This window comes from Bianquea renquensis (assembly GCF_014384895.1).
In the GTDB taxonomy this organism is placed as follows: domain Bacteria; phylum Bacillota; class Clostridia; order Lachnospirales; family Bianqueaceae; genus Bianquea; species Bianquea renquensis.
This window is the reverse complement of record NZ_JACRSQ010000002.1, coordinates 256520-279888: the sequence shown is the minus strand read 5'-3', so window position 1 is coordinate 279888 and position 23369 is coordinate 256520. Positions and strand designations below refer to the sequence as shown.

General features: G+C 50.0%; 24 protein-coding genes. 2 read left to right on the top strand and 22 right to left on the bottom strand.

Translation table 11 applies throughout. The annotated features are described in order from the left end of the window. Nucleotides 1-422 precede the first annotated feature (422 nt). From H8730_RS02780 to H8730_RS02745, 8 genes are all read right to left on the bottom strand, one after another. Nucleotides 423-842 carry a GlcG/HbpS family heme-binding protein gene (locus tag H8730_RS02780; RefSeq protein WP_177716634.1) on the bottom strand — a complete coding sequence of 140 codons (420 nt, stop codon included), beginning with the start codon at nt 840-842 and terminating at the stop codon, nt 423-425. A 110-nt stretch (nt 843-952) separates the two neighbouring features. Continuing rightward, nucleotides 953-1852 carry a helix-turn-helix domain-containing protein gene (locus H8730_RS02775; RefSeq protein WP_177716636.1) on the bottom strand — a complete coding sequence of 300 codons (900 nt, stop codon included), beginning with the start codon at nt 1850-1852 and terminating at the stop codon, nt 953-955. 230 nt (nt 1853-2082) lie between these two features. After that, nucleotides 2083-2508, bottom strand: a complete 426-nt coding sequence (locus tag H8730_RS02770) for a hypothetical protein (RefSeq protein ID WP_249289333.1) — start codon at nt 2506-2508, stop codon at nt 2083-2085. Between the two features lie 24 nt (nt 2509-2532). After that, entirely contained in the window at nt 2533-3234 is a 702-nt protein-coding gene (locus tag H8730_RS02765) for an L-ribulose-5-phosphate 4-epimerase (RefSeq protein ID WP_177716639.1), read from the bottom strand. Between the two features lie 16 nt (nt 3235-3250). Next, nucleotides 3251-4471 carry an aspartate kinase gene (locus tag H8730_RS02760; protein ID WP_177716640.1) on the bottom strand — a complete coding sequence of 407 codons (1221 nt, stop codon included), beginning with the start codon at nt 4469-4471 and terminating at the stop codon, nt 3251-3253. A gap of 12 nt (nt 4472-4483) precedes the next feature. Continuing rightward, complete coding sequence (locus H8730_RS02755; RefSeq protein ID WP_177716641.1) at nt 4484-5692, bottom strand: cofactor-independent phosphoglycerate mutase; 1209 nt, start codon at nt 5690-5692, stop codon at nt 4484-4486. Nucleotides 5693-5724: 32 nt separating this feature from the next. Beyond that, nucleotides 5725-6927, bottom strand: a complete 1203-nt coding sequence (locus tag H8730_RS02750) for a homoserine dehydrogenase (RefSeq protein WP_177716642.1) — start codon at nt 6925-6927, stop codon at nt 5725-5727. A 6-nt stretch (nt 6928-6933) separates the two neighbouring features. Then, nucleotides 6934-7377: an ACT domain-containing protein gene (locus H8730_RS02745; protein ID WP_177716643.1), complete on the bottom strand. Its 444-nt coding sequence runs from the start codon at nt 7375-7377 to the stop codon at nt 6934-6936. Between the two features lie 383 nt (nt 7378-7760). Between H8730_RS02745 and H8730_RS02740 the strand changes: the two genes are divergently transcribed. Beyond that, nucleotides 7761-9077, top strand: coding sequence for a phosphoadenosine phosphosulfate reductase (locus H8730_RS02740; RefSeq protein ID WP_177716644.1), 1317 nt, complete (start codon nt 7761-7763; stop codon nt 9075-9077). 1 nt (nt 9078) lies between these two features. Then, nucleotides 9079-9621, top strand: coding sequence for an IbrB-like domain-containing protein (locus H8730_RS02735; RefSeq protein WP_177716646.1), 543 nt, complete (start codon nt 9079-9081; stop codon nt 9619-9621). 164 nt (nt 9622-9785) lie between these two features. Here the strand turns inward: H8730_RS02735 and H8730_RS02730 are convergent, their stop codons facing one another. The 14 genes from H8730_RS02730 to H8730_RS02665 form a co-directional block, all read right to left on the bottom strand. Then, on the bottom strand, nt 9786-11345 hold the full coding sequence (locus H8730_RS02730; protein WP_177716648.1) for a DUF4340 domain-containing protein: 1560 nt from the start codon (nt 11343-11345) through the stop codon (nt 9786-9788). Beyond that, entirely contained in the window at nt 11342-12826 is a 1485-nt protein-coding gene (locus tag H8730_RS02725; protein WP_177716650.1) for a Gldg family protein, read from the bottom strand. Before H8730_RS02725 ends, H8730_RS02730 begins: the two co-directional genes overlap by 4 nt. 15 nt (nt 12827-12841) lie before the next feature. After that, nucleotides 12842-13708 carry an ABC transporter permease gene (locus H8730_RS02720; RefSeq protein WP_177716652.1) on the bottom strand — a complete coding sequence of 289 codons (867 nt, stop codon included), beginning with the start codon at nt 13706-13708 and terminating at the stop codon, nt 12842-12844. Next, nucleotides 13708-14655, bottom strand: coding sequence for an ABC transporter ATP-binding protein (locus H8730_RS02715; protein WP_177716654.1), 948 nt, complete (start codon nt 14653-14655; stop codon nt 13708-13710). The genes H8730_RS02720 and H8730_RS02715 overlap by 1 nt, the downstream gene beginning before the upstream one ends. A 187-nt stretch (nt 14656-14842) precedes the next feature. Continuing rightward, the gene (locus tag H8730_RS02710; RefSeq protein ID WP_249289331.1) at nt 14843-16603 is read right to left on the bottom strand and encodes an NADH-dependent [FeFe] hydrogenase, group A6; all 1761 of its coding nucleotides are present in this window, start codon (nt 16601-16603) and stop codon (nt 14843-14845) included. Between the two features lie 19 nt (nt 16604-16622). Then, nucleotides 16623-18416, bottom strand: coding sequence for an NADH-quinone oxidoreductase subunit NuoF (locus H8730_RS02705; RefSeq protein WP_177716656.1), 1794 nt, complete (start codon nt 18414-18416; stop codon nt 16623-16625). A 15-nt stretch (nt 18417-18431) separates the two neighbouring features. Then, nucleotides 18432-18830 carry a (2Fe-2S) ferredoxin domain-containing protein gene (locus tag H8730_RS02700; protein WP_177716658.1) on the bottom strand — a complete coding sequence of 133 codons (399 nt, stop codon included), beginning with the start codon at nt 18828-18830 and terminating at the stop codon, nt 18432-18434. A gap of 13 nt (nt 18831-18843) precedes the next feature. Continuing rightward, nucleotides 18844-19329, bottom strand: a complete 486-nt coding sequence (locus H8730_RS02695) for an NADH-quinone oxidoreductase subunit NuoE family protein (RefSeq protein ID WP_177716660.1) — start codon at nt 19327-19329, stop codon at nt 18844-18846. A 73-nt stretch (nt 19330-19402) separates the two neighbouring features. Next, complete coding sequence (locus H8730_RS02690; RefSeq protein ID WP_177716661.1) at nt 19403-20116, bottom strand: PHP domain-containing protein; 714 nt, start codon at nt 20114-20116, stop codon at nt 19403-19405. Between the two features lie 84 nt (nt 20117-20200). Continuing rightward, nucleotides 20201-20779: an ATP-binding protein gene (locus tag H8730_RS02685; protein ID WP_177716662.1), complete on the bottom strand. Its 579-nt coding sequence runs from the start codon at nt 20777-20779 to the stop codon at nt 20201-20203. A 5-nt stretch (nt 20780-20784) separates the two neighbouring features. Further along, nucleotides 20785-21120, bottom strand: a complete 336-nt coding sequence (locus tag H8730_RS02680; RefSeq protein ID WP_177716663.1) for a DRTGG domain-containing protein — start codon at nt 21118-21120, stop codon at nt 20785-20787. Between the two features lie 12 nt (nt 21121-21132). Continuing rightward, a complete protein-coding gene (locus H8730_RS02675; RefSeq protein WP_177716664.1) occupies nt 21133-22461 on the bottom strand; it encodes a [Fe-Fe] hydrogenase large subunit C-terminal domain-containing protein in 1329 nt (442 codons plus the stop codon). A gap of 12 nt (nt 22462-22473) precedes the next feature. Next, entirely contained in the window at nt 22474-22884 is a 411-nt protein-coding gene (locus tag H8730_RS02670; RefSeq protein WP_177716665.1) for an ATP-binding protein, read from the bottom strand. Beyond that, nucleotides 22868-23230 carry a hypothetical protein gene (locus H8730_RS02665; protein ID WP_177716666.1) on the bottom strand — a complete coding sequence of 121 codons (363 nt, stop codon included), beginning with the start codon at nt 23228-23230 and terminating at the stop codon, nt 22868-22870. The genes H8730_RS02670 and H8730_RS02665 overlap by 17 nt, the downstream gene beginning before the upstream one ends. Between the last annotated feature and the right edge of the window lie 139 nt (nt 23231-23369).

The window sequence follows — 23369 nt, the reverse complement described above, 5'->3', positions numbered from 1 at the left end:
ATTCTTATCATACCGCAATCGGTCTTGTATTTGGTACTTCTATCATATTGTATACGGTTTGCGTCGTAATGAATTTTAAGTGCCATTTTAATCACATGCACTGTTATAGAGCGTCTGTCCGCTGTACAGAAGGCTTAGCTCCCACTTTCGATGTACTCCGATTATCTGCACCTATCTCCAGGATCTCCCATATAGGGATCTCTTTTTAAAGCTCCGTTCCTCCCTATAATGGCATAAAAAGTTCGCTTCGCGAACTTTGGAAGAGCGGCATAAGGTAAGCGCTAGGGCTTTTTTGATCGCAGATTATGAGAAATAACAATCAACATATTGGCCCCCTCCTAACAAAATCACAGAGCCGATCAACACATTTTATCTTGCGTGTTATCGGCTCTGTGATAATGGATATATTCAGTTGCTTTACGTTAATTAAACAGTTGATGTGCTTCGTCGAATACAGAAACAACATACTCCGCAATCTCGCAATCCTGCGCCTCACTCCCGCCGCCGACGCCAATACCGCCTGCAATTTTTCCCTCAGCAAACAGCGGATACCCGCCAGCTACAAGCGTAATGCGGGGGTCGTTTGTCTGAATTGCCATAAGGGACGCGCCCTCTGCTGCGGCTGCGGCAACATCTTTTGTTTTGCATTGGGTAACGGCTGCTGTATAAGCCTTGCCGGGAACAAGTGTAATGCTCAATACCAATGCTTCACCGTATCTGCGATACACTCGCGGCAGCCCGTTTTCATCGCTGATGGCAAAACTGATGTCAATGCCGATCTCCCGGCTTTTCTCTTTTGCGGCAGCGCATAGTTTGTCGCACAATTCATCTGTTAAAATCATTGTAAATACCTCGCTTTCAGATAACTGTTAGAAAAAAGTGATGTGTTTGCTGTGTTTTATCATAACAAAAGGAACAGGCTTTTTCTTGCCTGTTCCTCCGAAAAAATTGCCTATTTCTTTAACTGGTCCTTGAAGCGCGAAATGTCTTCTTTCGGCGCGGCTCCAAACATTTTCCTGTAATCCCGAATGAATTGCGACACGCTCTCATATCCGACTTCTAAGGAAGCCTCCGTTACATTTCGGCTTTCATCCAACATCAGCCTTCGGGCTTCGGTCAATCGCAAACGCTTCTGGCATTGCAGAGGCCCCATTCCAACCGCGCTCTTGAACTTTTGATGAAACAATGAAACACTCATATTCTGCTGTTCCGCTAAACTTTCTACGGTGAAAGAACTGCGGAAATTTTCTTTAATCCAATTATTTGCTTTGTAGATTTCGTCGATGTTCTGTATATTTGTGATGGCTTGCAGAAACTGTTTTCCGCATGCGCCGCAAAGGACATAATAGATTACTTCACGCATGATATTCCTGCGTATGTAATCAGAGGCGAGCGGCTTTTGCATAGTAATGAGAAGCCGATAAACAGATTCTACGGCGGCATGATCGGCCAAAGACATTTCCTTCTCTGGGATTGCCTCTTTCATTATCCTCTCTGTCAATGTGTTGTCTAAGTCCAATACGGCAGCAATAACCTCATGACTCGTCAACTCCAAAGCGATTGCCAAAAAATCGTTCTGTTCTGAAAAGGACAGGATTGTACCGTACAATGGCGTGTCTATTTCCGATATTGAGTATTGGCCCGCCATGTAGTCCATGATTCCTGACGGAGTATAAAGCCGGAGTGTCCCCTCAAGGACAAGATACAAATACGGATTTTCCGTCTGTGGCATATTGATTTTTGCTTCGACAAAACGATAGGCTGTCATAGAAGAAACCTTTGCCTGATTGCCACATTCTGTACGGAAAATATTTCGAATCTCAAACCGCAGCCTCGAGAGACTCGTGTCCATAAGAGATCACCTCTTTTACCTCATGTCGTTGCAATTATAGCATAGGCTACGGTCATTTACAAACACTCCATTTGGCAAAACCAATCATCGAGTTGTCTCAAAAACTGCACCACACAACAATAAGTATGCGTCTTTCATACGGGATATTGAGCGAGAGGAAGTAAAGGGTTTGGGATTTTCCCAACACCGGGGGTGGGGCTGATCCGCTCGCAATCTGGCCGGACTGCCAGCTAGGGATGGATTTGGATTCCCTGCTGTTGGAAAATATCCAGCAGATACTCGAATACTTCTGGTCCGTGCTCGTTGACTTTATATTCCAGATCTTTGTACTCGATTTGATACCGTTTCTCTGAAACCTTCGTCAGCGTGAGGGCAGATGGGCAGCTCTTGCCAAATCTCAGCGCAAACGTCCAACCCTTGGAGGCCGGCTGCGGCTCATCATCCAGGATAACGTCATCCAAAATACCACGCAGGCCCTCTATATCTTCAATGTCCACGTATGTTTGCTCAAACTGTACCTGCACCGCATCGAGCTTCTTCCAGTCGACTTCCCGGTCGACCAGGTCCAGAGCGCTTGTGGGACTTTGTGCACTATTGCATCCGGCCAAGAATACTAGAATGATGAATACGAAAAACCCAACCCCTCTTCGCATCACAGCTGCCCCCTTTCTCATCCTAGTTTATTGTCCATAATATGCGTTCGCCCCATGCTTGCGAAGATAGTGCTTATCCAGCAACTCTAGTTGCATAGGTTTCTCTTCCGCCCCTATTTGCTGTAAGGTCATGGTATGATACGCCATCTTCGCCACCTGTTCAAGCACAACCGCGTGGTATACCGCCTCCTGCGGGTCGCGTCCCCAGGTAAACGGCCCATGCTCCCGCACCAGCGCCGCTGGCACATCACAGCTGGATATTCCTCTTGAGGCAAAGGTCTCCGCAATCACAGCACCTGTGTTTTTTTCATACTCGCCCCGAATCTCATCGGCTGTAAGCTCTCGCGTACACGGGACAGATCCATAGAAATAATCCGCATGGGTCGTGCCAAGCGCCGGGATATCCCGTCCGGCCTGTGCAAAAATCGCTGCCCACGTGGAATGGGTATGCACCACTGCCCCGATCTCAGGAAAGTGCTGATATAAAACCAAATGGGTCGGCGTGTCGGACGATGGCTTATAGTGTCCCTCTATAACATGCCCCTCCAAATCCAAGACGACCATATCCTCCGCCCGCAACTGTTCATACTCGATTCCCGAGGGCTTGATCACCACATATCCAGAATCCTTGTCATAGGCACTAACATTTCCCCATGTATAGATAACGAGCCCTCTCCGGACCAGCTCTAAATTTGCCTCAAGCACTTGTTGCCGTACTGCTTCTAGCATATCCTTTACCCCACTTCTATTGCTGGCTTATCTGATAGAGTTTAAACTGATCATGAATTGACTCCATGGCCACCTGAACGTCCCTCTCATCAATCAACACGGAGATTTTTATCTCCGAGGTGGAAATCATCCGGATATTGATATGGGCATTGTACAGCGCTTCAAACATTTTGGTGGCAACGCCGGGGTTGGAAATCATGCCGGCCCCAACGATGGACACCTTAGCGACGTTATCCGCGTACTGCAAATCCTGATATTTTAACTGTCCCGCGTTTTCCCGGAGGATCGCCAGCGCATCCTCCAGAGAATCTCTTGAGACGGTAAACGTAATATCCTTGGTGCCTTCGCGGCCAACAGATTGCAAGATAATATCCACATTGATATTTTTCTGAGACAGCAAATTAAACAGCGTGAAGGCCATCCCCGGGACATCCTGGATTCCAACTACCGATATTCTGGCAACATTGGTATCGGCAGCTACACCGCTGATCAGCATTCTTTCCACCTTTGCATCCTCCTTCACAAGGGTTCCCTCCGCCCTTGTCATGCTGGAGAGAACTTCCAGCACCACATTATATTTTTTCGCCATTTCTACTGATCGGTTGTGCAGAACCTTCGCCCCCATGGACGCAAGTTCCAGCATTTCATCGTAACTAATTTCTTTTAATTTAACTGCGTTCTTCACAATGCGGGGATCTGCCGTGTAAACGCCCTCCACATCCGTATAGATTTGACACCGGTCTGCATTCATAGCGGCGGCGATGGCAACCGCCGTGGTATCGGAACCGCCTCGCCCCAGCGTTGTCACATCATCGTACCGATTAATGCCCTGAAAACCTGTAACCAACACAACATACCCGCGTTCCAGTTCCATCTGCATCCGCTCCGTGTCGATGAGCTTTAATCGCGCATTGCCGTATACTCTGTTGGTGTGCATCCCCACCTGGAACGCATTCAACGAAATCGCCTTATAGTTCATAGACTCCAGCGCCATCGCCATGAGGGCCACCGACTGCTGCTCTCCTGTGGAAATGAGCATATCCAATTCCCTCTTCGATGGATTCGGAGATATCTCTCTCGCTTTTGCGATCAGCTGATCCGTGGTCTTTCCCTGGGCGGACAACACCACGATGACTTGATGTCCTGCGTCCACATCCTCCCCGATCTGACGCGCCACGTTGAGCACTCTTTCCGCGTTGGCCACCGAGCTGCCGCCAAATTTTTTTACAATACGCAACGTCCCGTCCTCCTAGTTCGTCTGTTTCATCATGTGATCCATCATTTTGTAGCCTTCCATATGAACGCCGAATGCATCCGCGTACTCCTCGCAATAACAGGGCGTCTTGTCATGAGATATGGGCTGGCCGCTGCGATAAATCATACAGGGAACTCCGCCGCGTGTATGAGTCTTAAGCCGCACTGGCGTGGGGTGATCTGGCGTCACCACCATGACAAAGGGCTCTCCATCCTCCTCCATGGCCTCCAGAATCGGACCAATAATCTTGGCATCGATCTGCTCGATGGAATAAATTTTCCCCTCTAAGTCTCCGCCATGACCACACTCATCCGGCGCTTCAACATGTATGTAAACAAAATCCACACCTTCCCGCAGAGCCCGTATGGCCGCCTCGCCCTTTCCCGCAAAATTCGTATTTTTGTTTCCTGTGGCCCCTTCCACCGATATGACACCCATGCCGGTGCCAATGGCAATGCCCCGAAGCAGATCCACCGCCGTAATCACCGAACCCCGTACGCCATATTTCTCGCGGAACGATGGATAGGAAATCGGACTTCCCTCGCCCCACGCCCATATGGAATTAGCCGGGTTCTTGCCCTGGGCCATTCGCCTCAGATTGATGGGATGATCCTTCAGAATTTGATGGCTTCGCTTCATCAGTTCTAAAATCGCTGGGTCTTTCGGCAGATACTCACGGATCAGGCGGTCGCTGATATCATGGGGCGGTGTAAAATCATGGCGCCCCTCGCCGCCTTTCTGCAACAGAATATGGCGGTAACTTACGCCAGCATAAAAGTGATATCGGTCTGTAGACAGCGCTTCTTTCAGCGCAGCGATCAATTCTCGGGATTCCTCCGTCGAAATCTCGCCAGCGGAATAATCCACCATCCGCTTATCCTCATAGTCCTCTTCCTCCGACAGCGTGACAAGATTAATTCGATAGGTCATATCCCCCTGTTCCATCGGGACTCCAATACTGAGCGCCTCCAGGGGAGACCGCCCCGCATAGTACTGTTTCGGGTTATATCCTAAGATCGACAGATTGCCCACATCACTGCCCGCCGGCAAACCCTCCGGTATCGTAAATAGCTCGAGAATCTCACTGCTTGCCGCCAGGCGATCTATATTCGGGGTCTTAGCCGCCATCACCGGCGTCTTGCCTTGGAGCGCCTCCTGCTTTTCGTCTGCCATCCCATCGGCAAGTACAATAATATATTTCATTGTTCCCTCCATCCTGCCGCGCCAACGGCATTCTAATTCATCTGAATCATGCCTAAAATGCCACAGCCTGCCTCTGTGAGCGCTTCCCTGATTTCCGACAGCTGTTGCTCGTTCACCAGGCCGGTGGTAAATGCATGGACCCCGGAAACTGGCACCGTCTGTGCAAAATACGGCGTAGACGCCGCGACCGGGCAATCTGTCCGAATCATGTACGCCGCCGCCATCAGCCTAGAGTCCGTCAGATCCAAAATTTCCTCTTCCCAATGGCAGCGCGCTGATATCCGGTAAGGAAAATAGCGGGCCGCCGTCATGATGTCGGCCACGACTGCACTGGCGGTCGCTTTCTTTCCTGCGCCCTTCCCCTGCAACACAATGTCATCCACCATATTTCCCCGAATCAGAACACCATTGTAAACGCCACATATGGACGCCAATGGATGGGACAGCTTCAACAGAAGGGGAGAGACCTTGGCGAATACCTTGCCATCGGCCTGATAGCTTCTCGCGACGAGCTTGACCTTGCGCCCCAATGCCTTTGCCACTTTTAGATCATCCAGTGTAATCTTGGTGATCCCCTCCGTTGGGATCTGTTCGTAATCTACGGTTTTTCCAAAGGCTAAGGAGGACAGAATGGCAATCTTCCGGCATGCGTCATATCCCTCCACATCCGCCTTTGGATTTCGCTCCGCATACCCCTTCTCCTGCGCCTGTTTCAATGCCTCCTCAAACGTCGCACCCGCCTCCTCCATTTGGGTCAGGATATAATTCGTAGTTCCATTGAGAATTCCCATGACCTCAATAAAGTATTCCGGAGTCAACGACATGTTCATGGTTCGAATGACGGGAATGCCTCCCCCAACGCTGGCCTCAAAGAAAAAGTTGACATGATGCTCTTCCGCAATCCGCAAAAGCTGCGCTCCATAGGTCGCTACCAGTTCCTTGTTGGAAGTGGCAACGCTCTTTCCCGCCTCCAAGGAGGCGCGGACAAACTCATAGGCGGGGTGTAGGCCTCCCATGGCCTCCGCCACAATCTTAACATCCGGATCTTGCAAGATCACCTGAAAATCCTTAACCAGCTTCCTCTGCACCGGATCTCCCGGAAAATCCCGGAGATCGAGGACATATTTCACCCGCAGCGGACACCCTGCTTTTTTTTCAATCACATCCTGATTGACCTTTAATACTTCCACAACGCCGGAACCGATGGTCCCATATCCCAATACCGCAACATCCATTGCCGCTCACTCCCTCGCTAAAATTTTAATGGCATGGACGCCGGGCAACTTCCGCAGTGCGTCGATAATCTCTGTGATGGACCATGCCTCCTCCAATACCTCAATACTCATGGTAATATCCGCAACCCCGTTGATGGGAATGGACTGATGGATTGTCAAGATATTGGCCTTCGCCTCTCCGATGACCGCCAGAAGTTGGGATAGAACACCCGGTTCATCGTCCAGCGTACAGGCGATGGTTACGGTCTTTTTGTGGGCCGTATCGGTAAAAGGCTCAATCATATCTTTATATTTGTAAAATGAGCTTCTGCTGATTTTCAAAAGCTCTGTTGCCTCCTGGACAGTCTGAACCTGTCCCGTTAAAAGCAGCCGCTTTGCCTCCACAACTTTGACGAAAACATCCGGCAGTGCCTCCCGGTCGACAATATAATATTCTGTTCTGAATGCCATTTCCTCACCTCATGTTTTTTGTACAAATACATGTGTTTTCGTAATAAAGAATATAACACAGATTTTGTTGGCCGTCAAGAGCGACCGAGTGCAAATATCATTGATTCCTGTTTTTCTTGCCACCGGGAATGTGCAGCAATCAATTCATCTTGTCATAAAAAAACCGTCAAATGGACTCTTGCGGATTCAATACGTAAAATTTCACAAAATTATGCAATATTTCCAAATATTGCCTTGCCAAATTTTTCTAAATACGGTAAGATAGAGATAGTGATTCAACAGAGCGTTTTTTGAATGCGCTGGCTTGAAAACCCGATATTTCCCATTTCAAAAGCAGCCACGTTGCCTAATCCATAAAGGGGGGACAAGGTGCAGTAAATGTCATGATGAAACAATATACCGGACAAAATGTAATGGAAGCGCTGTTGGACAGGCTGGACTATGTATTTCGGGAGTTTGATAATATCTATGTGTCCTTCTCCGGAGGAAAGGATAGCGGTTTATTGCTGAACCTAACGCTGGATTTTCAAAAAAAATACTACGCGAATAAGCGAATCGGTGTATTTCACCAAGATTTTGAAGCGCAGTATACCGTCACAACCCAGTATATAGAGCGCACCTTTGCACGGATTGAACAGGATGTTGAGCCATACTGGGTGTGCCTGCCCATGGCCACCCGGACCGCTCTTAGCAGCTATGAAATGTTCTGGTATCCGTGGGACGATACGAAAGAATCTTCCTGGGTACGTCCAATGCCTGACCATCCATACGTGATCAATCTAGATCATAATCCCATGACCACCTACCGTTACCGTATGCGTCAGGAGGACCTGGCTAAACAGTTTGGCCGTTGGTACCGCCAATCCCATGGAGATGGGAAAACGATGTGTCTTCTCGGCATTCGCACAGATGAGTCTTTGCAGAGATACAGCGGCATCATCAATAAGAAACATGGATATGAAGGCAAGTGCTGGATTAGCAAACAGTTTAAAGATGTCTGGTGCGCTTCTCCTATGTATGATTGGTCGACCAGTGATGTATGGCATGCAAACGCTCTCTTTGGTTATGAGTATAATCACTTATATGATCTATACTATATGGCAGGGCTTAAGCCGGACCAGATGCGGGTGGCCTCACCGTTTAACGACTATGCCAAGGACAGTTTGAATTTGTACCGCGTGATCGACCCGGAAATATGGACGAGGCTAGTGGGAAGAGTTCGGGGTGTCAACTTTGGAGCCATCTATGGAAAGACAAAAGCAATGGGATACCGAAACCTTACGCTTCCCGAGGGGTACACCTGGGAGGCCTATACAAAGTTTCTGTTGGACACGCTGCCGGCCCGGCTCAAAAATAACTATGTCAAAAAGTTCAATACATCCATAGAGTTCTGGCACAAGACAGGCGGCGGCCTGGAGGAGGCGACAATACAGGAACTCTTGGATCACGGCTACAATATCCGCCGAAATGGGGTCTCCAACTATACCTTAAAGAAAAATTCCCGCGTGGTATTCATTGGCAAAATCCCCGATCATACCGATGATATCAAATCCTCAAAGGATCTCCCTAGCTGGAAGCGAATGTGTTATTGTATCCTAAAAAATGACCACACCTGCCGGTTTATGGGTTTCGGGCCCACAAGGCAGCAGCAAAAGCAAATTGATCTCTTACGGCGAAAATACAGCAAAGTTGGTAATTAAAATGGCATACAAAAGTCCTGTATATAATGTGATCGCAGTTCCAATCCAAAAAATTGTTCCAAATACATATAATCCTAACTCCGTTGCCCCACCGGAACTGAAGCTGCTCTATGACAGCATCAAAGAAGATGGCTATACGATGCCAATTGTGTGCTACTATGAGAAGAATAAAGACATCTATGTGATTGTGGATGGCTTTCACCGCTATCGTATTATGTTAGAGTATCCGGATATCTATGAGCGTGAAGGCGGATTATTGCCAGTTTCGGTGATCAATAAACCTTTGGATCATCGTCTGGCGAGTACCATCCGGCATAACCGGGCAAGAGGTTCCCACAATGTAGACCTTATGAGCAACATCATTAAAGAGCTACACGAAATCGGCAGATCCGATGCCTGGATCTCCAAACACCTGGGTATGGACCGGGATGAAATCCTGCGGCTCAAGCAGATTACCGGACTGACCTCGCTTTTTAAGGACGTAAAATTCGGAACTGCGTGGCAGCCAGCAGAGGATTGGAAGACTCCTGAAGATGAGGCGTAACCCATACCGCGGCCCCTTGTTAGGTTCCAATAAAAGAGTTCGCCTTCGCGAACTCAGATCTAGGTCCGCCTCACGTCGGACTTTCCAGGGCAAAAGAATCGCCTGATTCACTGTCTTTACAGTTTTCAGGCGATTCTTTTTGTGAACTCTTTGCTTTCCTTATCTTACGACTCGGAATCCTGAGACAGACACGCTTCCAATGCGCTCCACATCGTGTTAAATTGATCATAATTACAGGCAAACCATGTGTCCTCATCGATCTGCGTGACATAGTAGAACTCCGAGAGCTTATAGTATTTCACCGTATAGCTGGTACCGTCGAGGAAGGAAAACTCAAAGGTAACGGCATCCTTCTCATCGTACTCCGGTTTCTCCTTATAGATCTCGTAGTCCGGCATAATCCCGATGACACCCTGATAAGCTTTCTTAAACAGATCTTCCTTGGTCAATGTATCGTTGACCCGGTAGGCGACCAGCGGATCCTCAGAATCATCGGAATCGTCCGAATCGTCCAACGTCTCCTCAACCTGTTCACGCTTAATGGACAGAGTATAGGTTCCCTCATTGCCGGTCACCTTCAAGACGTCCACCTTCTCGATATTGTTCAGATAGACCAGCTTCTGAATATACGTAAAGGGCTTGAAATCCACATTATCCAGGAAGGACTTTTCGATGCCAAAGACCTCGTCTGAATCCCCCTCGCGGAAGTAGATCATCGAATCGTCATCCCCATAGGTGAAGCCAAAATAGTAATCAACCGTTGCATACTCATACTCCGGCTCCGCGTCCGCGTCGGAATCGTCGCTGGCCAGCTCCGTGCGGGTAGTCATCTTCAATCTGTATTCCGGCTCCTCCCCGACTCCGTATTTGTCCAGGTCTGTGCAGTTCTCCTCAATCTGATCCTTGATGGTGATGGATCCAATGCTCGTAAACAGTTCGGAAAGATTGCCCGTCACTTCCACCGTCGGATTGTCATAGGGCTGCTTCAGAGTGTAATAGCTCATGTGATAATTCCAGTCTTCCGTTTCGGGAATATCGCCCACATATTGAATCTCAATTGGACGTTCCCCCTTCTGCTGTGCGAAGAAATAATAGAGCTCATCCTCTGTGCTGACGCTGCTGGAGCTTACATTGCGCAGGCTGGACAGAGGCGCCGTCGCCGCTTTTCCCGGCGTGCTGCCCAAAGTATACAGCGCAGAATCGCCCTCCACCATGCCGTAGTAATAGATTCCATCTGGTGTATTGTCGCCGAACATGACTTTCTTCTGCGTGCCATCTTCCAGCGTAACGGTCACAATCGCTACCGGGGTCTCCAGCCCAAATTCCGCCAGATCCACATTGCTCGCATCCTCGTTGACTAGAGCGCTGGCATTGAGCTGCGTGCCGATCCCCACAAGATTGCTGATGGAAGTGGAATTCAGCGTCCAGTCTTCATGTCCTTCGATATACCATGTCAGCGTCTCTTCCGGCTCTCCACTCTCGTCACTGCTCTCCTTGGTCTCCTTCTTCAACAGCAGTGTGTATTCATCCGTTTTATTCTTGACCGCAATGGACTTCAGCGTATTTTCCTCATTTTCCAGGATCACGCCGTAGGTCGAGGACAGAGACGTGGAGGAGGACTCTTCGTCCGTTTCGTTTTTCTTCAAGATCACCACGGCTGATAATGTGCCCACTAGCAGAACCAGCACCAAACATAAAACCAGCAGCCGTTTTCCCTTGCTCATAGATGTTTCCTCCTTAAATAGACCACGAGACCACAGGCTAAAACAGCCAGCGGAATCAGAATCACAAAGACCGCGCCCCCTGTGATAATCGTCCGCGTCGTGACAGGCACCGTGTCTTCAACAAGACTCTTGGAGCTGATATAAAGGGAGCTCACCTCATCCTGTAGATAATCACAGACATTGATAAACATTGTGTAATTTCCCTGAAGCATCGTGCCGCTATTGCGCTCAATAAAGGAGGAGCTTCCCAATACAACCATCTTCGCCGTGACCACGGAATTATCCAGGGATTTCTGTTCCTCCGCCACCAGACCGAGGGTAAAGGGACCTTTTGTATCGCCCTCCTCGTAAGCCAAGACGGTGGATTCCGGATCTCCTTTGATCAGCGCGTCATCCGACGTCGTCATGATCGGCGTGATGGTCGTGGCACGGTTCCGGTCCTCTGAGACGGTCAGCGCCGCCGGATTCAGCATGAGCAGATACGAGTTAGCGCCTGTCATGTCGGAGGTAATGTCATGATCGCCATAGTTGGGTATGACAAGGTTCGGATACATGTAGTAGTTTCTCGCGGATGTCTCCCACACGCTCCCCCGCTCAACGCTTATTCCAAAGCGGGTCAACAGTTTTTCAAAGTTGGGCAGGGATGGCAAGTCGCTCTCCACCAGCACCAACATGCGTCCGCCTTTTTCCATATAATCCAGCAGGATCTCATATTCATTATCTGTCAGATCACTCTGAGGATTGTTGATCATCACAATGGTGTAGTTATTCGCTTCCAGCGTCACGGCATCCTCTCCCTCCGCGGGGCGAATCAGATCCAAAGATGACACATCAAAGTTGGATTTTTTCAGATAGCTGGTCATGGTGCTGTCAAGCTCAGCTTCCGAATGGCCAGTCAGCTGATAGATGATGGGATTGTTCTCCGAGGTTACATACTGGACCGCTGACGTCAGCGCTTCCTCCGCGGAGAATGCCGTCACCTCCGATGATCCAGTGGAAGAATTCGTCGATACGGTGTAAAAATCGCTGAGCGTTAAGATCTTAAATGACTCCGAGTCCGCCGCCTGCACAATGATGCTGCCATTGCTGATGCTGTCGGTCGTGTCCGATGTGAACTGCTTCGTAAAAGTCGGGTTGGCCAGGGGATCAATCTGCGTGTAGTGCAGCCGACTAGAATTTTCCACATAGCTTGTGACAAAACGCTTGACCTGGGGGTTATAATCCCCCTGTTCGTCAGTTCCAGGGCTGTAGATGCCATAGATATTGACATCCTGCGTCAGGCCATCCAGAATCTCTGTGGTTTTCTCCCCGACGGAGTATAGTTTGTTGGGCGTCAAGTCAATTGTGATTTTCAATTGTTGGAACAGTACGTTCACAACCACAAGAACAACCAGCACAACTATGGTCACAATGGTGGCGTAACCGCCAAAACGGAGGTTTTTATTGCGCTTGACCGCGTTTTTAAAGTCTAATTTTGACATCGGTTATCTCCCCCCTTAGCTCCATCTTCTTTTTTCTACCATCTGTACTGTCAGGAAGACAAAGAAGGCAGTCAGTGTTAAATAGTAAACGATATGACTAAAGTCAAAAATGCCAGTGTAGAAATCATAGTACCGGGTGAGGATCGACAGCCAGTCCAGGACATTGGCCACCAGACCGTCATACACAGTCGGCTTGACAAAATATAGAACGATGATTGCAGCCAAGCCCAGGATTCCAATGATTCCCGAAAGATAGATATCACGGATCGCTCTGTAAATCAGGAAAATCACAACAGCCAGAACCACGATGCAGCAACCCATGGCGAAAGCGCGGTCCGTGGGCAGGATCGATCCGATTCCATCGGTTAAAAAGATCAGCAAAAACACTGCAATGGTGGAAATACAGGCAACCAGCTGGTTGTCCGTCAAGGATGATATGAAGATTCCCATACCGATGAGGACACATCCCATCAGAAAGAATCCAATGTACGCTCCCACAACCTGCTCCACCGGCAGAGTCCCTCCGAGTCCAACGATGGTCAGAGGCTGCGGCACCGTCAGGAGCAAAGAGATGGCAAACAGCGCCACTGCCGCCAGATATTTTCCCAACACGATCTGATAGGTCTTGACAGGCGATGTCAGCAGGAGCTGATCCGTCTTGTTCTTCATCTCCTCCGACATAAGCCGCATGGTCAGAATTGGCATCGCAAATACGATCAGGCTGGTGACGCCCGATAATACATACGCGTAATTCGGCGTCTGCTGATATAAACAGTAGACAAAGAAGTAGAATCCAAAGATCACCAACATAAACGCAATATAGGCATATCCTAATGGACTCTTGAAATAGGACTTAAATTCTTTCAAAAATATGGCTCGCATTACCGCTTACCCCCCTTTTCTCCGGTAATCTGGAGGAAGACATCCTCGAGATTCATCTCCATGGTCTTCATCATGAGGATTGGATAATCATGCTCGCGGCAAAACTCAAAAATGGCTTCCCGCACGTCCACATTCTCTTCGGATTCCACATTTAGATCAATGGAATCTTCCTCACGGATCCGCAGAATCTCAGCGGTTTCCACACCTGGAATCGCCTTAATTCCGCTGAGAATATCGTTCTTGGGCCCCTTGATGCGCAGATCCAATTTATTGACCTGTAGGATATGCTGTGACAGAGCTTCCGGCGTATCCGTCGCTACAATATGTCCATGGCTGATGATGATCACGCGGTCACATACCGCCTGAACTTCCTGCAAAATATGGGAACTCAAAATAACCGTATGGTTTTTGCCCAGATTCTTAACTAAGTCACGCACTTCAATAATCTGCTTCGGGTCAAGGCCAACGGTAGGCTCGTCCAAAATCAAGACTGGAGGATTGCCGATCAATGCCTGCGCCAGGCCAACGCGCTGCTTATATCCCTTTGACAGATTTTTGATCAATCGCTTCTGGACGTCCGCGATTCGAGCCAACTTAGCCACCTGCGCGATGGTCTCCTTCTGCTTCGCAGCTGGGATCTTCTTAATATCGCAAACAAATCGCAAATATTCATCCACGGTCATATCCGAATACAGAGGCGGCATCTCCGGCAAATATCCCACTTTTTGCTTAGCTGCCATAGGGTTTTCCAGCACGTTGACGCCATCTATATACGCCTCACCCTCCGTGGCCGACAAATAGCCGGTAATGATGTTCATCGTCGTACTTTTGCCAGCGCCGTTAGGGCCCAAAAATCCTACGATCTCGCCCTTTTGCACTGCGAAGGAAACGTTATCCAGGGCTACATGTTGCCCGTAGCGTTTCGTCAAGTTCTTAACTTCGATCAAGGCAGAAACCTCCCTAATATTGTATTTCTATACCAGTGTAATACAGAAAAATGAATATACTATGAACAAACTGTAAAAGCCTATAAAAGTGCGCCGTATTTTATGTGTTTTGCCATAAAAACTTACAAAACGCCGGGAGATAATCCCCGGCGTCTTGTCTATGGCGTCAATCGCCTCTGCATACTGCTTATACCCTTTCTTTGGCGGTATATTGGGTGTGCAGCAGGTGATGCGCCTTTTCTGAATTCGGCTTGACCAGATACTCTTCATACAGCTTTTTGATAGACGGATTTTCATGGGATTTTCTGATGGGCTTTCCGCAGTCTTCCCGGTACAGCGCGGCCTGACGCGCCTGAATCTTCTTCATGTCACCGTGGGCATAGGGCTGTCCACCACCGTTTACGCAGCCGCCTGGGCAGGCCATGATCTCGATTGCGTGGAGATTGTTGGGATTGCCCGCCTTGATCTCCTCCAACAGAGCACGCGCATTTCCAAGGCCGCTGGAAATTCCGATGTTCAGGGTCAGATCCCCAACTTTTATATGGGCAACCTTTAATCCATAGGAGGTGGAACGGATATCCTCAAACTCCACATTCTCCAACGTCTCCCCGGTAACCCATTCATAGGCCGTGCGCAGTGCCGCCTCAATAACGCCGCCTGTTTTGCCGAAAATGACAGCGGCTCCAGAGGATTCTCCTAGAGGATCGTCGAAGTCTTCCTCCGGCAGTTCCTTAAGGTCCATATTCATGCGCTTGATCAGGTTGGCCAGCTCCCTGGTGGAGATGGAATAGTCCACATCCTGATTGTTGTCATCCTCAAATTTTGTCGCCTCATACTTTTTGGCCAAACAGGGCATTACCGAGACGACCACCATCTGATCGCGGCGGACTCCCAACTTCTCTGCGAAGTAGGATTTCGCAATGGCGCCAAACATCTGTTGGGGCGATCTTGCGGAAGATGGTATGTCCAGCAGCTCCGGATACTGTGACTCGATAAAGTTGACCCACGCAGGACAACAGGATGTCAACAGTGGCAGCGGCACGTCCTCACCGTTAAGGTGGCGCGTCAGGCGATCCACCAGCTCAGTGGCTTCCTCCATGATGGTCAGATCCGCCGCAAAATCTGTGTCAAACACATAGTCAAATCCCAGCCGGCGAAGAGCCGCCGCCATCTGTCCCGTGACAAGGCTTCCTGGCTCCAATCCGAACTCTTCACCGAGAGCAGCGCGGACAGCGGGGGCGGTCTGGACGACAACAATCTTGTCCGGATCGTTCAACGCCTCGACCACCTCCCAGGTAGAATCGTGCTCCGTCAGAGCGCCAACAGGACATACCTGAACACACTGACCACAGTACGTACAAACCGTCTCATTCAAAGGTGCCTCGAAGGACGTGGCGACAACCGCGTCAAATCCGCGATTCACCGCTGACAGTGCCCCCACCGTCTGCACTTGATTACACATGGTCTCACAGCGGCGGCACATAATGCATTTGTCCATATCCCGAATGATGGAGGGGGATATATCTTTTTTGTAGGTGGACATGGAAGTCCCGCTCACGCGGATATTTCGAATATTGAAGAGCTCCGCCAAATCTTGCAGCTCACATTCGCCAGACTTGGCACAGGTGAGGCAATCCTTGGGATGGTCCGAGAGCATCAATTCCAAAACCGTCCGCCGCGCTTCCATAACCTTTAGGGTGTTGGAATGAACTACCATTCCCTCCGCTACAGGTGTGGCGCAGGCGGGCGCCAGATTCCTGCGCCCCTCAACCTCGACGACGCAGATACGGCAGGACGCCGTCTGATTCACCATCTTAATATCATGCAGATCCAAGTGACACAGGGTCGGAATGTGAATCCCCACTGTCTGAGCCGCCTGCAAAATCGTGCTACCCGCCGGGACCTGCACTTTTTTTCCGTCGATTGTTATATTTATCATGTTGGACATCGCGATTTGTCACTCCTTCCTAGTGTTTCACAATGGCGCCGAACTTACAGCGGTCCATGCACGCGCCGCATTTGATACACTTCTCCTGATCAATGGCGTGGGGCTTGCGGACCTCACCGGAAATGGCACCGACAGGACAATTGCGGGCACAAAGGGTACAGCCCTTACATTTATCTGCCTCGATGAAGAATTTCAACAGCGCTGTACATTTTCCAGCTGGACAGCGCCCTTCCTTCACATGGGCCATGTACTCGTCTTCAAAGGCCGCCAGCGTGGAGAGAACCGGATTCGGGGCCGTCTGTCCCAATCCGCACAGCGCTGTGTCCTTGATAACCTGGCTGATTCGCTTGAGTTCTTTTACATGCTCTTCCGTACCTTTTCCCTGGGTAATATCCTTCAGCAGCTCGGACAAACGCTTTGTTCCAATACGGCAAGGTGTACACTTGCCACAGGATTCCTCCTCCGTAAACTCCAGATAGAACCTTGCAACCGACGGCATACAGTCGTCCTCATCCATGACGATCATACCCCCGGAGCCCATCATAGAACCTCTTGCCACTAAATTGTCAAAATCGATGGGAGTGTCCAGATCTTTCTCTGTCAGACATCCGCCGGAGGGGCCACCGGTCTGCACCGCTTTGAACTTCTTACCGTTTTTGATGCCACCGCCGATATCATAGATGACTTCCCGCAGGGTTGTCCCCATGGGTACCTCAATAAGCCCCACATTGTTGATCTTGCCGGCCAGCGCAAACACCTTGGTCCCCTTGCTCTTCTCGGTTCCAATCTTGTTGAACCAGTCAGCTCCTTTCAGGAAGATGACAGGAACGTTAGCGAAGGTTTCCACGTTGTTGACGTTGGTTGGTTTGTTCCAGTATCCGTGTTCCGCGGGGAACGGCGGTTTTGTCGTCGGCTCGCCGCGGTTTCCTTCCATGGAGCGCAGGAGGGCCGTCTCCTCACCGCAGACAAACGCGCCGGCGCCGAAGGTGATCTCAATATCAAAGCTGAAATCGCTGCCCAGAATGTTGTCCCCCAAAAGGCCATATTCTCTCGCAGAGGAGATTGCGTTCTCCAGACGTTTGATGGCCAGCGGGTATTCTGCACGGATATAGACACGCCCCTGGGACGCACCGATGGCATACCCACAGATTGCCATTGCCTCCACGATGCTGTGGGGGTCTCCTTCCAGAATGGAACGGTCCATGAAAGCGCCGGGATCCCCCTCATCGGCGTTACATACCACATATTTCTGGTCTGCATCGTTGGCTCTCGCCAACTGCCATTTCAGGCCGGTAGGGAAGCCCGCTCCGCCTCGGCCGCGCAGCCCCGATTTTTTCACTTCCTCGATGACCTGCTCCGGCGTGAACTCTGTCAGACATTTGGCCAGCGCCTGATAGCCGTCCCGTCCGATATACTCCTCAATATTGTCGGGGTCGATGAAACCACAGTTGCGCAGTGCAACCCGCATCTGCTTTTTATAGAAATCCATATGCTTCGCATCGGAAATATGTTGTTCCTTTTCTGGGTCCATATAGAGGAGCCTCTCCACCTTCCGGCCCTTGACGATATGTTCTGCGACGATCTCCTTCGCATCTTCAGGTTTAACCTGCGTATAGAATGTGTTATCGGGAAGGATTTTCACAATTGGACCCTTTTCGCAGAAGCCAAAACATCCTGTCTTCAATACCTTGACTTCGTCTTCCATACCGGCCGCCTTGATCTCCGCTATGAGATTGTCCACAATATCACTGGAATTGGAAGACAGACATCCTGTTCCTCCGCATACCAGCACATGCATTTTTGTATCAGCCATGAATGATTAAACCTCCTATTCCTCAATGGTTTTATGGGTTACGGGAATGATGCCATCTACGAGTTCACCGTTTTTGATGGTTTTTTCGATGATCTCATGGACTTTATCCATATCCACGTTTCCATAAACCACCGGCTCTTGACCAGGGATTGTAATTTCCACAGTCGGCTCAGCATAACAGTATCCCATGCAGCCCGTCTGGGTTACCACTGCATTCTCAATATTTTGGCGGTCCATCTCCTCTATGAATTCCGTCATGACCTCCCTGGCGCCCGCGGCAATACCGCACGTCGCCATGGCGACCCGGATTTGAATCATCTTTTCTATGTTATCGCCCTTAACCCGCAGGGACACGTTGTTCTGGGCCTGCTCTCTGAGCTTTTTAAGTTCCTCTAACGATTTGATCTTCGCCATTGTACAGCCTCCTTTATTCGCACTCGTTCAATATATCATCAATCGATTCTGGCGTGACACGTCCGTACACCTTGTCGCCGATCATGACAACAGGGGCCAACCCACAGGCGCCGACGCAGCGCAGCGACCTGAGAGAAAATTTTCCATCCATTGTGGTCTCCCCGGTGCCGATTCCAAGCTTCTTTGTCAGGGCTTCCAGCACCCTTTCCGCTCCGCGGACATAGCAGGCGGTCCCCATACATACAGAAATATCATATTTTCCTTTCGGCTTCATGGTGAAGTAGGAATAGAAGCTGACGACACCGTATACCTTGGATACGGGAATATTCAGCTTCTTCGCGACGTAGACCTGTACCTCTCTGGGCAGATATCCAAAGATGCCCTGAGCTCTGTGTAAGACACGAATCAACTCACCTTTGGTCGTTGGCAGGGACTCAATAAACGCTTCCAGCTCAGCGTATTTTTCTTTGTCCTCTCCATTACAGCAATTGCATGCCATAGTTTGTACCTCCTTATATTTGTGCGTCTATAACTGGGTTTGCGGCTTGGCCGCTATTGACACAGACTGCGCGTCAAGTCGCAGCCCTCGTGTTCAACAAATGGATAACCTCCGCCGCCGTCTTCACTTTGAGGTCCAAGACATTGGAAACGATCCCAATGTGTCCCAGCTCATGGGCATCGGAATTCTGAAGAATCCTGTGGCGCGGATACTGCGCCTCATACTCGCTCCGCGGCGCATACATGGAAATCTCTAGTGTAGCCAGGTCCAGATCCTCCGGGATAAATCCCAGATTTGACAGAATGCTGTTGCTCTTCCGGTCAATATGCGCCGGAATCATGGCCCCACCGAGCTGTCTTGTCAGCCTGAACACCTCCTCAATGGTCAGACTGCTGGCAAATCCCAATAGCTTATCGCAATATCCCATCACCTCATCGTCTTCGCTGAGAAAGTGCTGTCTTTGCAGAATCTTTGGCGGCGCTTGCCGTCCTGGCAGATGAGCATAGACTTCCCCCTGCAAAATAAGCGCCTGATCCATCTGCTCAAACAGAGCCACCACATGGACTTCTTCCCGCGTCTGCACTTCCAACCCCGGAACAACCACTAGTTCTGTCCCCTCGGCGGCTTTCATGACCGCCTCCGCGTTTCCGCAGGAGTTGTGATCCGTTACCGCAATTACGTCAAGCTCCGCCAGAAGTGCCATATTGATGATATTATTTGGCGTCATGTCCTCCTGGGCACAGGAGGATAAAGCTGTATGTATGTGCAGATCACCATAAATTCTCAAGCGCTACCCCTCATTATATCAAATTTTTTATCTCATGTAAACAGATTTACACTTCTTTCACATTATTTTCAGAAATTGCTATATCTAGGCTCCTGTCCCACCAGTCTCACATTGACGGATGTTCTCCTCAAGGTATGTCTTGACCCATTTGTATACTTTTGGTGTGGTAAGGGGAACACCATCCAAAATGTCCTCCAAATCCCCCGACGAAATCTCAAATTCACTGGGCTCAGAAAACTCCACGTCATCCACAATATGGCGGTATGTGAATGCGATGTCTGGGTGTGAGGACATGAGCACCATCAAGGTGGCCGCCATATCCCCCAGCGGGGGCCGGTCAATGTGATCATATTCCATCTCTGCCGACAGCCGGGTCCCCAGACCGACAGTGCTCTTCAAGTCCAGGTGCCCGTTGCAGAGCCGGCAGGTATCGTCGAGAAACGGAATCCCCAGTCCAACCTTCCGCATAGTTCTGGTGGTGGTAAATGGATCTTTTATGGTATTTAAAATCTCGGGCGAGATCCCCTTTCCATCATCGTCGATCTCCATAGCAAATCGATTGTTCCGCCTATCTTCTGTTATGGTGATCCCAATGTGGGACGCCTCCCCGCGGACACTGTTTTCCGCGATGTCTAAAACATGAAGCGCCAGTTCCTTCATCATGGCCGTTACAGCCCTTTCTCCAGAATCAGCGTGCGAATGATGGAAAACGAGTCCAGCTTTGTGGTGAAAATCTCAATTCCCTCTTCCTTCGCTTTTTCCAGCGTCTCCCTCTCCGGCTCGTACCCGTGAGCGATGATAATGGCCGGAATTCCTGCCAGTGCCGCCACCGCAATGATATTGACATGGCTCTGAATGGTCACCCATACTTGGTTGGCCTGCGCATTGCCCATCACAACGCTCAAAAGGTCACCAACATAGCCTCCGTCCACCGGGGCGTCCAACCCCGTTCCTTCCGTGGCCAGCTGTAGACAGGAAAGCTCTGCCAGATCTCCTACTGTCATTTTCATTCCTCCTTATTCCTTCTCCTTTATGCTCGGCGGAAGCTTCGCCGCCAAATTCACCATCTCCTGCGCCATCTCCTTGACTTTATCGCGCAGGAGAAAGATGCAATCCTCCACGTTGGCCTCGCCCTGCACAACGTCCTGCGCAAAGGCCTCACACCCCGGCGCTCCACACGAACCACAGTCAATCTGAGGTAGGCTCTGGTATAGCGCATCCCGCTGCTTCATCTTCTCCAGAGCTTTCGCCATGTCCTCATCCAGATGCAGAACTTTCGCCGGCTCCACCTGTTTTTGTACATAGCAATTGATGTCTATGCCATCCAAAATGTGGCGCAGCTGAGGACTCGTGTTGCTGCGCATGACCTTTTGCATTCTGGCTTTCGCATTAAACGGGTTTTCTGGCGCCAAAGGTCCGCCAAGACATCCTCCGATACAGGCATTGGCTTCGATAAACTCAACTCGCTTGATTCGGCCGTCCTCCAGACTGTCCAACACCTCGATGACATTCTCAATCCCATCGACCGCCATGACATCCTGAAGCAATAGGCCTTCGCTCTCTCCCCCGATCCTCGCCCAGCTGACTCCCTGATTGGTCGCCATCTGGAGGACCTCAATTTCCTCTTCTCTCACCGCCTTTAAAACCGGCAAAAGCCTAAAATAAACTTCGTTCAAGGCGACGGCGCTGGTGACAGCGGATTTATCAACCATCTGCGGCTTATGTACATCCGTGACTTTCGCCGCACAGGGCGTGATAAAAAAGATCCCGATCTCCTCATCCTTGTAACCTTGCCGGTAAAAGTATTCTCTCGCCATTCTAGCGATGGCTTCCATCGGCGGTATGATCGGGATAAGGTTATCGATTAGAGAGGGAAACCTCACCTGGATCAAGCGGACGATGGCAGGACAAGCCGTTGAAATCCAAGGTCCCTCCTCGCCCTCCTGCTTCTTTCTCTGGATAAAGCGTATGCTCTCCGCCGTGACAATCTCCGCCCCTTTCGCCACTTCAAACGCCTCGTCAAAGCCTATCTTTTTAAGCGCCGTCAGTAGACGGTTTAAGTTGCGATTTCCGGCAAACTGGCTGTACAGGGAAGGGGCTGGAAGCGCGACTTTGACCTTATAGGAGGTGGCTAAGATCGCGTCCAGCGGCTTCGTCACAGCAACCTTTGCCCCGTGGCGGCATACACGAATGCACATTCCACAATCTATACATAGATCGGAAAGAATTCGGGCTCTTCCGCTTCGCACACGGATGGCCTCCGTAGGGCACCGCTTAATACAGGTGGTACAGCCTACGCATCGATTCTCGATCAGCGCCACTGATGGCCTATAGGTTCCCTTCATCGATCTTCCCCCTTATATCAAAAAATCCAATGTCAGTGTCGTCCCCACACCCACCTCTGTCTGTACGTCTAGAGCGTCGCTATATTTTTTCATGTTCGGGAAACCCATTCCCGCGCCAAACCCTAATTCTCTTGCCTCCTGGGATGCGGTGGACCAGCCTGCCTGCATAGCCAGCTCTAAGTTCGGGATTCCAGGTCCTTGGTCTGCAAGCACAACGCGGATTTTGTCCGTCTCCACCTCGCAGCGAATGTCTCCGCCGTTGGCGTGGATTACCATATTGATTTCCCCTTCGTACATGGCAATGGATACACGGCGAATGACCGATGGAGCGACTCCAAGATCCTTCAACACGCTCTTGAATTTCGTCGAGGCTCTCCCCGCCATTTCCGGGTATCCTCCGTCCACATTATAGTGAAAAGTCATGGCCGATCTCCTCCCCCAAAAGCCCGTGCTGATATAGCAATCCACAGGATGTATACAGCGAATACTCTGTGCAAAGGAGCGTAATCCCTGCACTTGTCGCGATTTCGATCAACTCCTGTGCGGGCACCTTTCCTCTGACAAATACAATGGCGTGGATATCCACCACCTCACATGTCCGGATGACCTGGGGATTGACCAGCCCCGTCAGAAGGATATCATTGTGCTGCACAAAGGCCAGCACATCGCTCATCAGGTCACAGCCATATCCAAATTCTACGTCAAAATCCTCCACTAAATCCGTAACCAATTGGGCATGTAAAATCTCCTGTACTTCTGTAATCTTCATGGGCCGGGGCATCTCCTTATTCTATCCTGGATGACTGAATCCACCCACGTGGCGGCGCGGCCGCCAGCTGAAGCGGATTTTTATTTCATTATACCAAATTCCATCCCACATTGCACTCTTTTTTAACCTTTTTTTATAA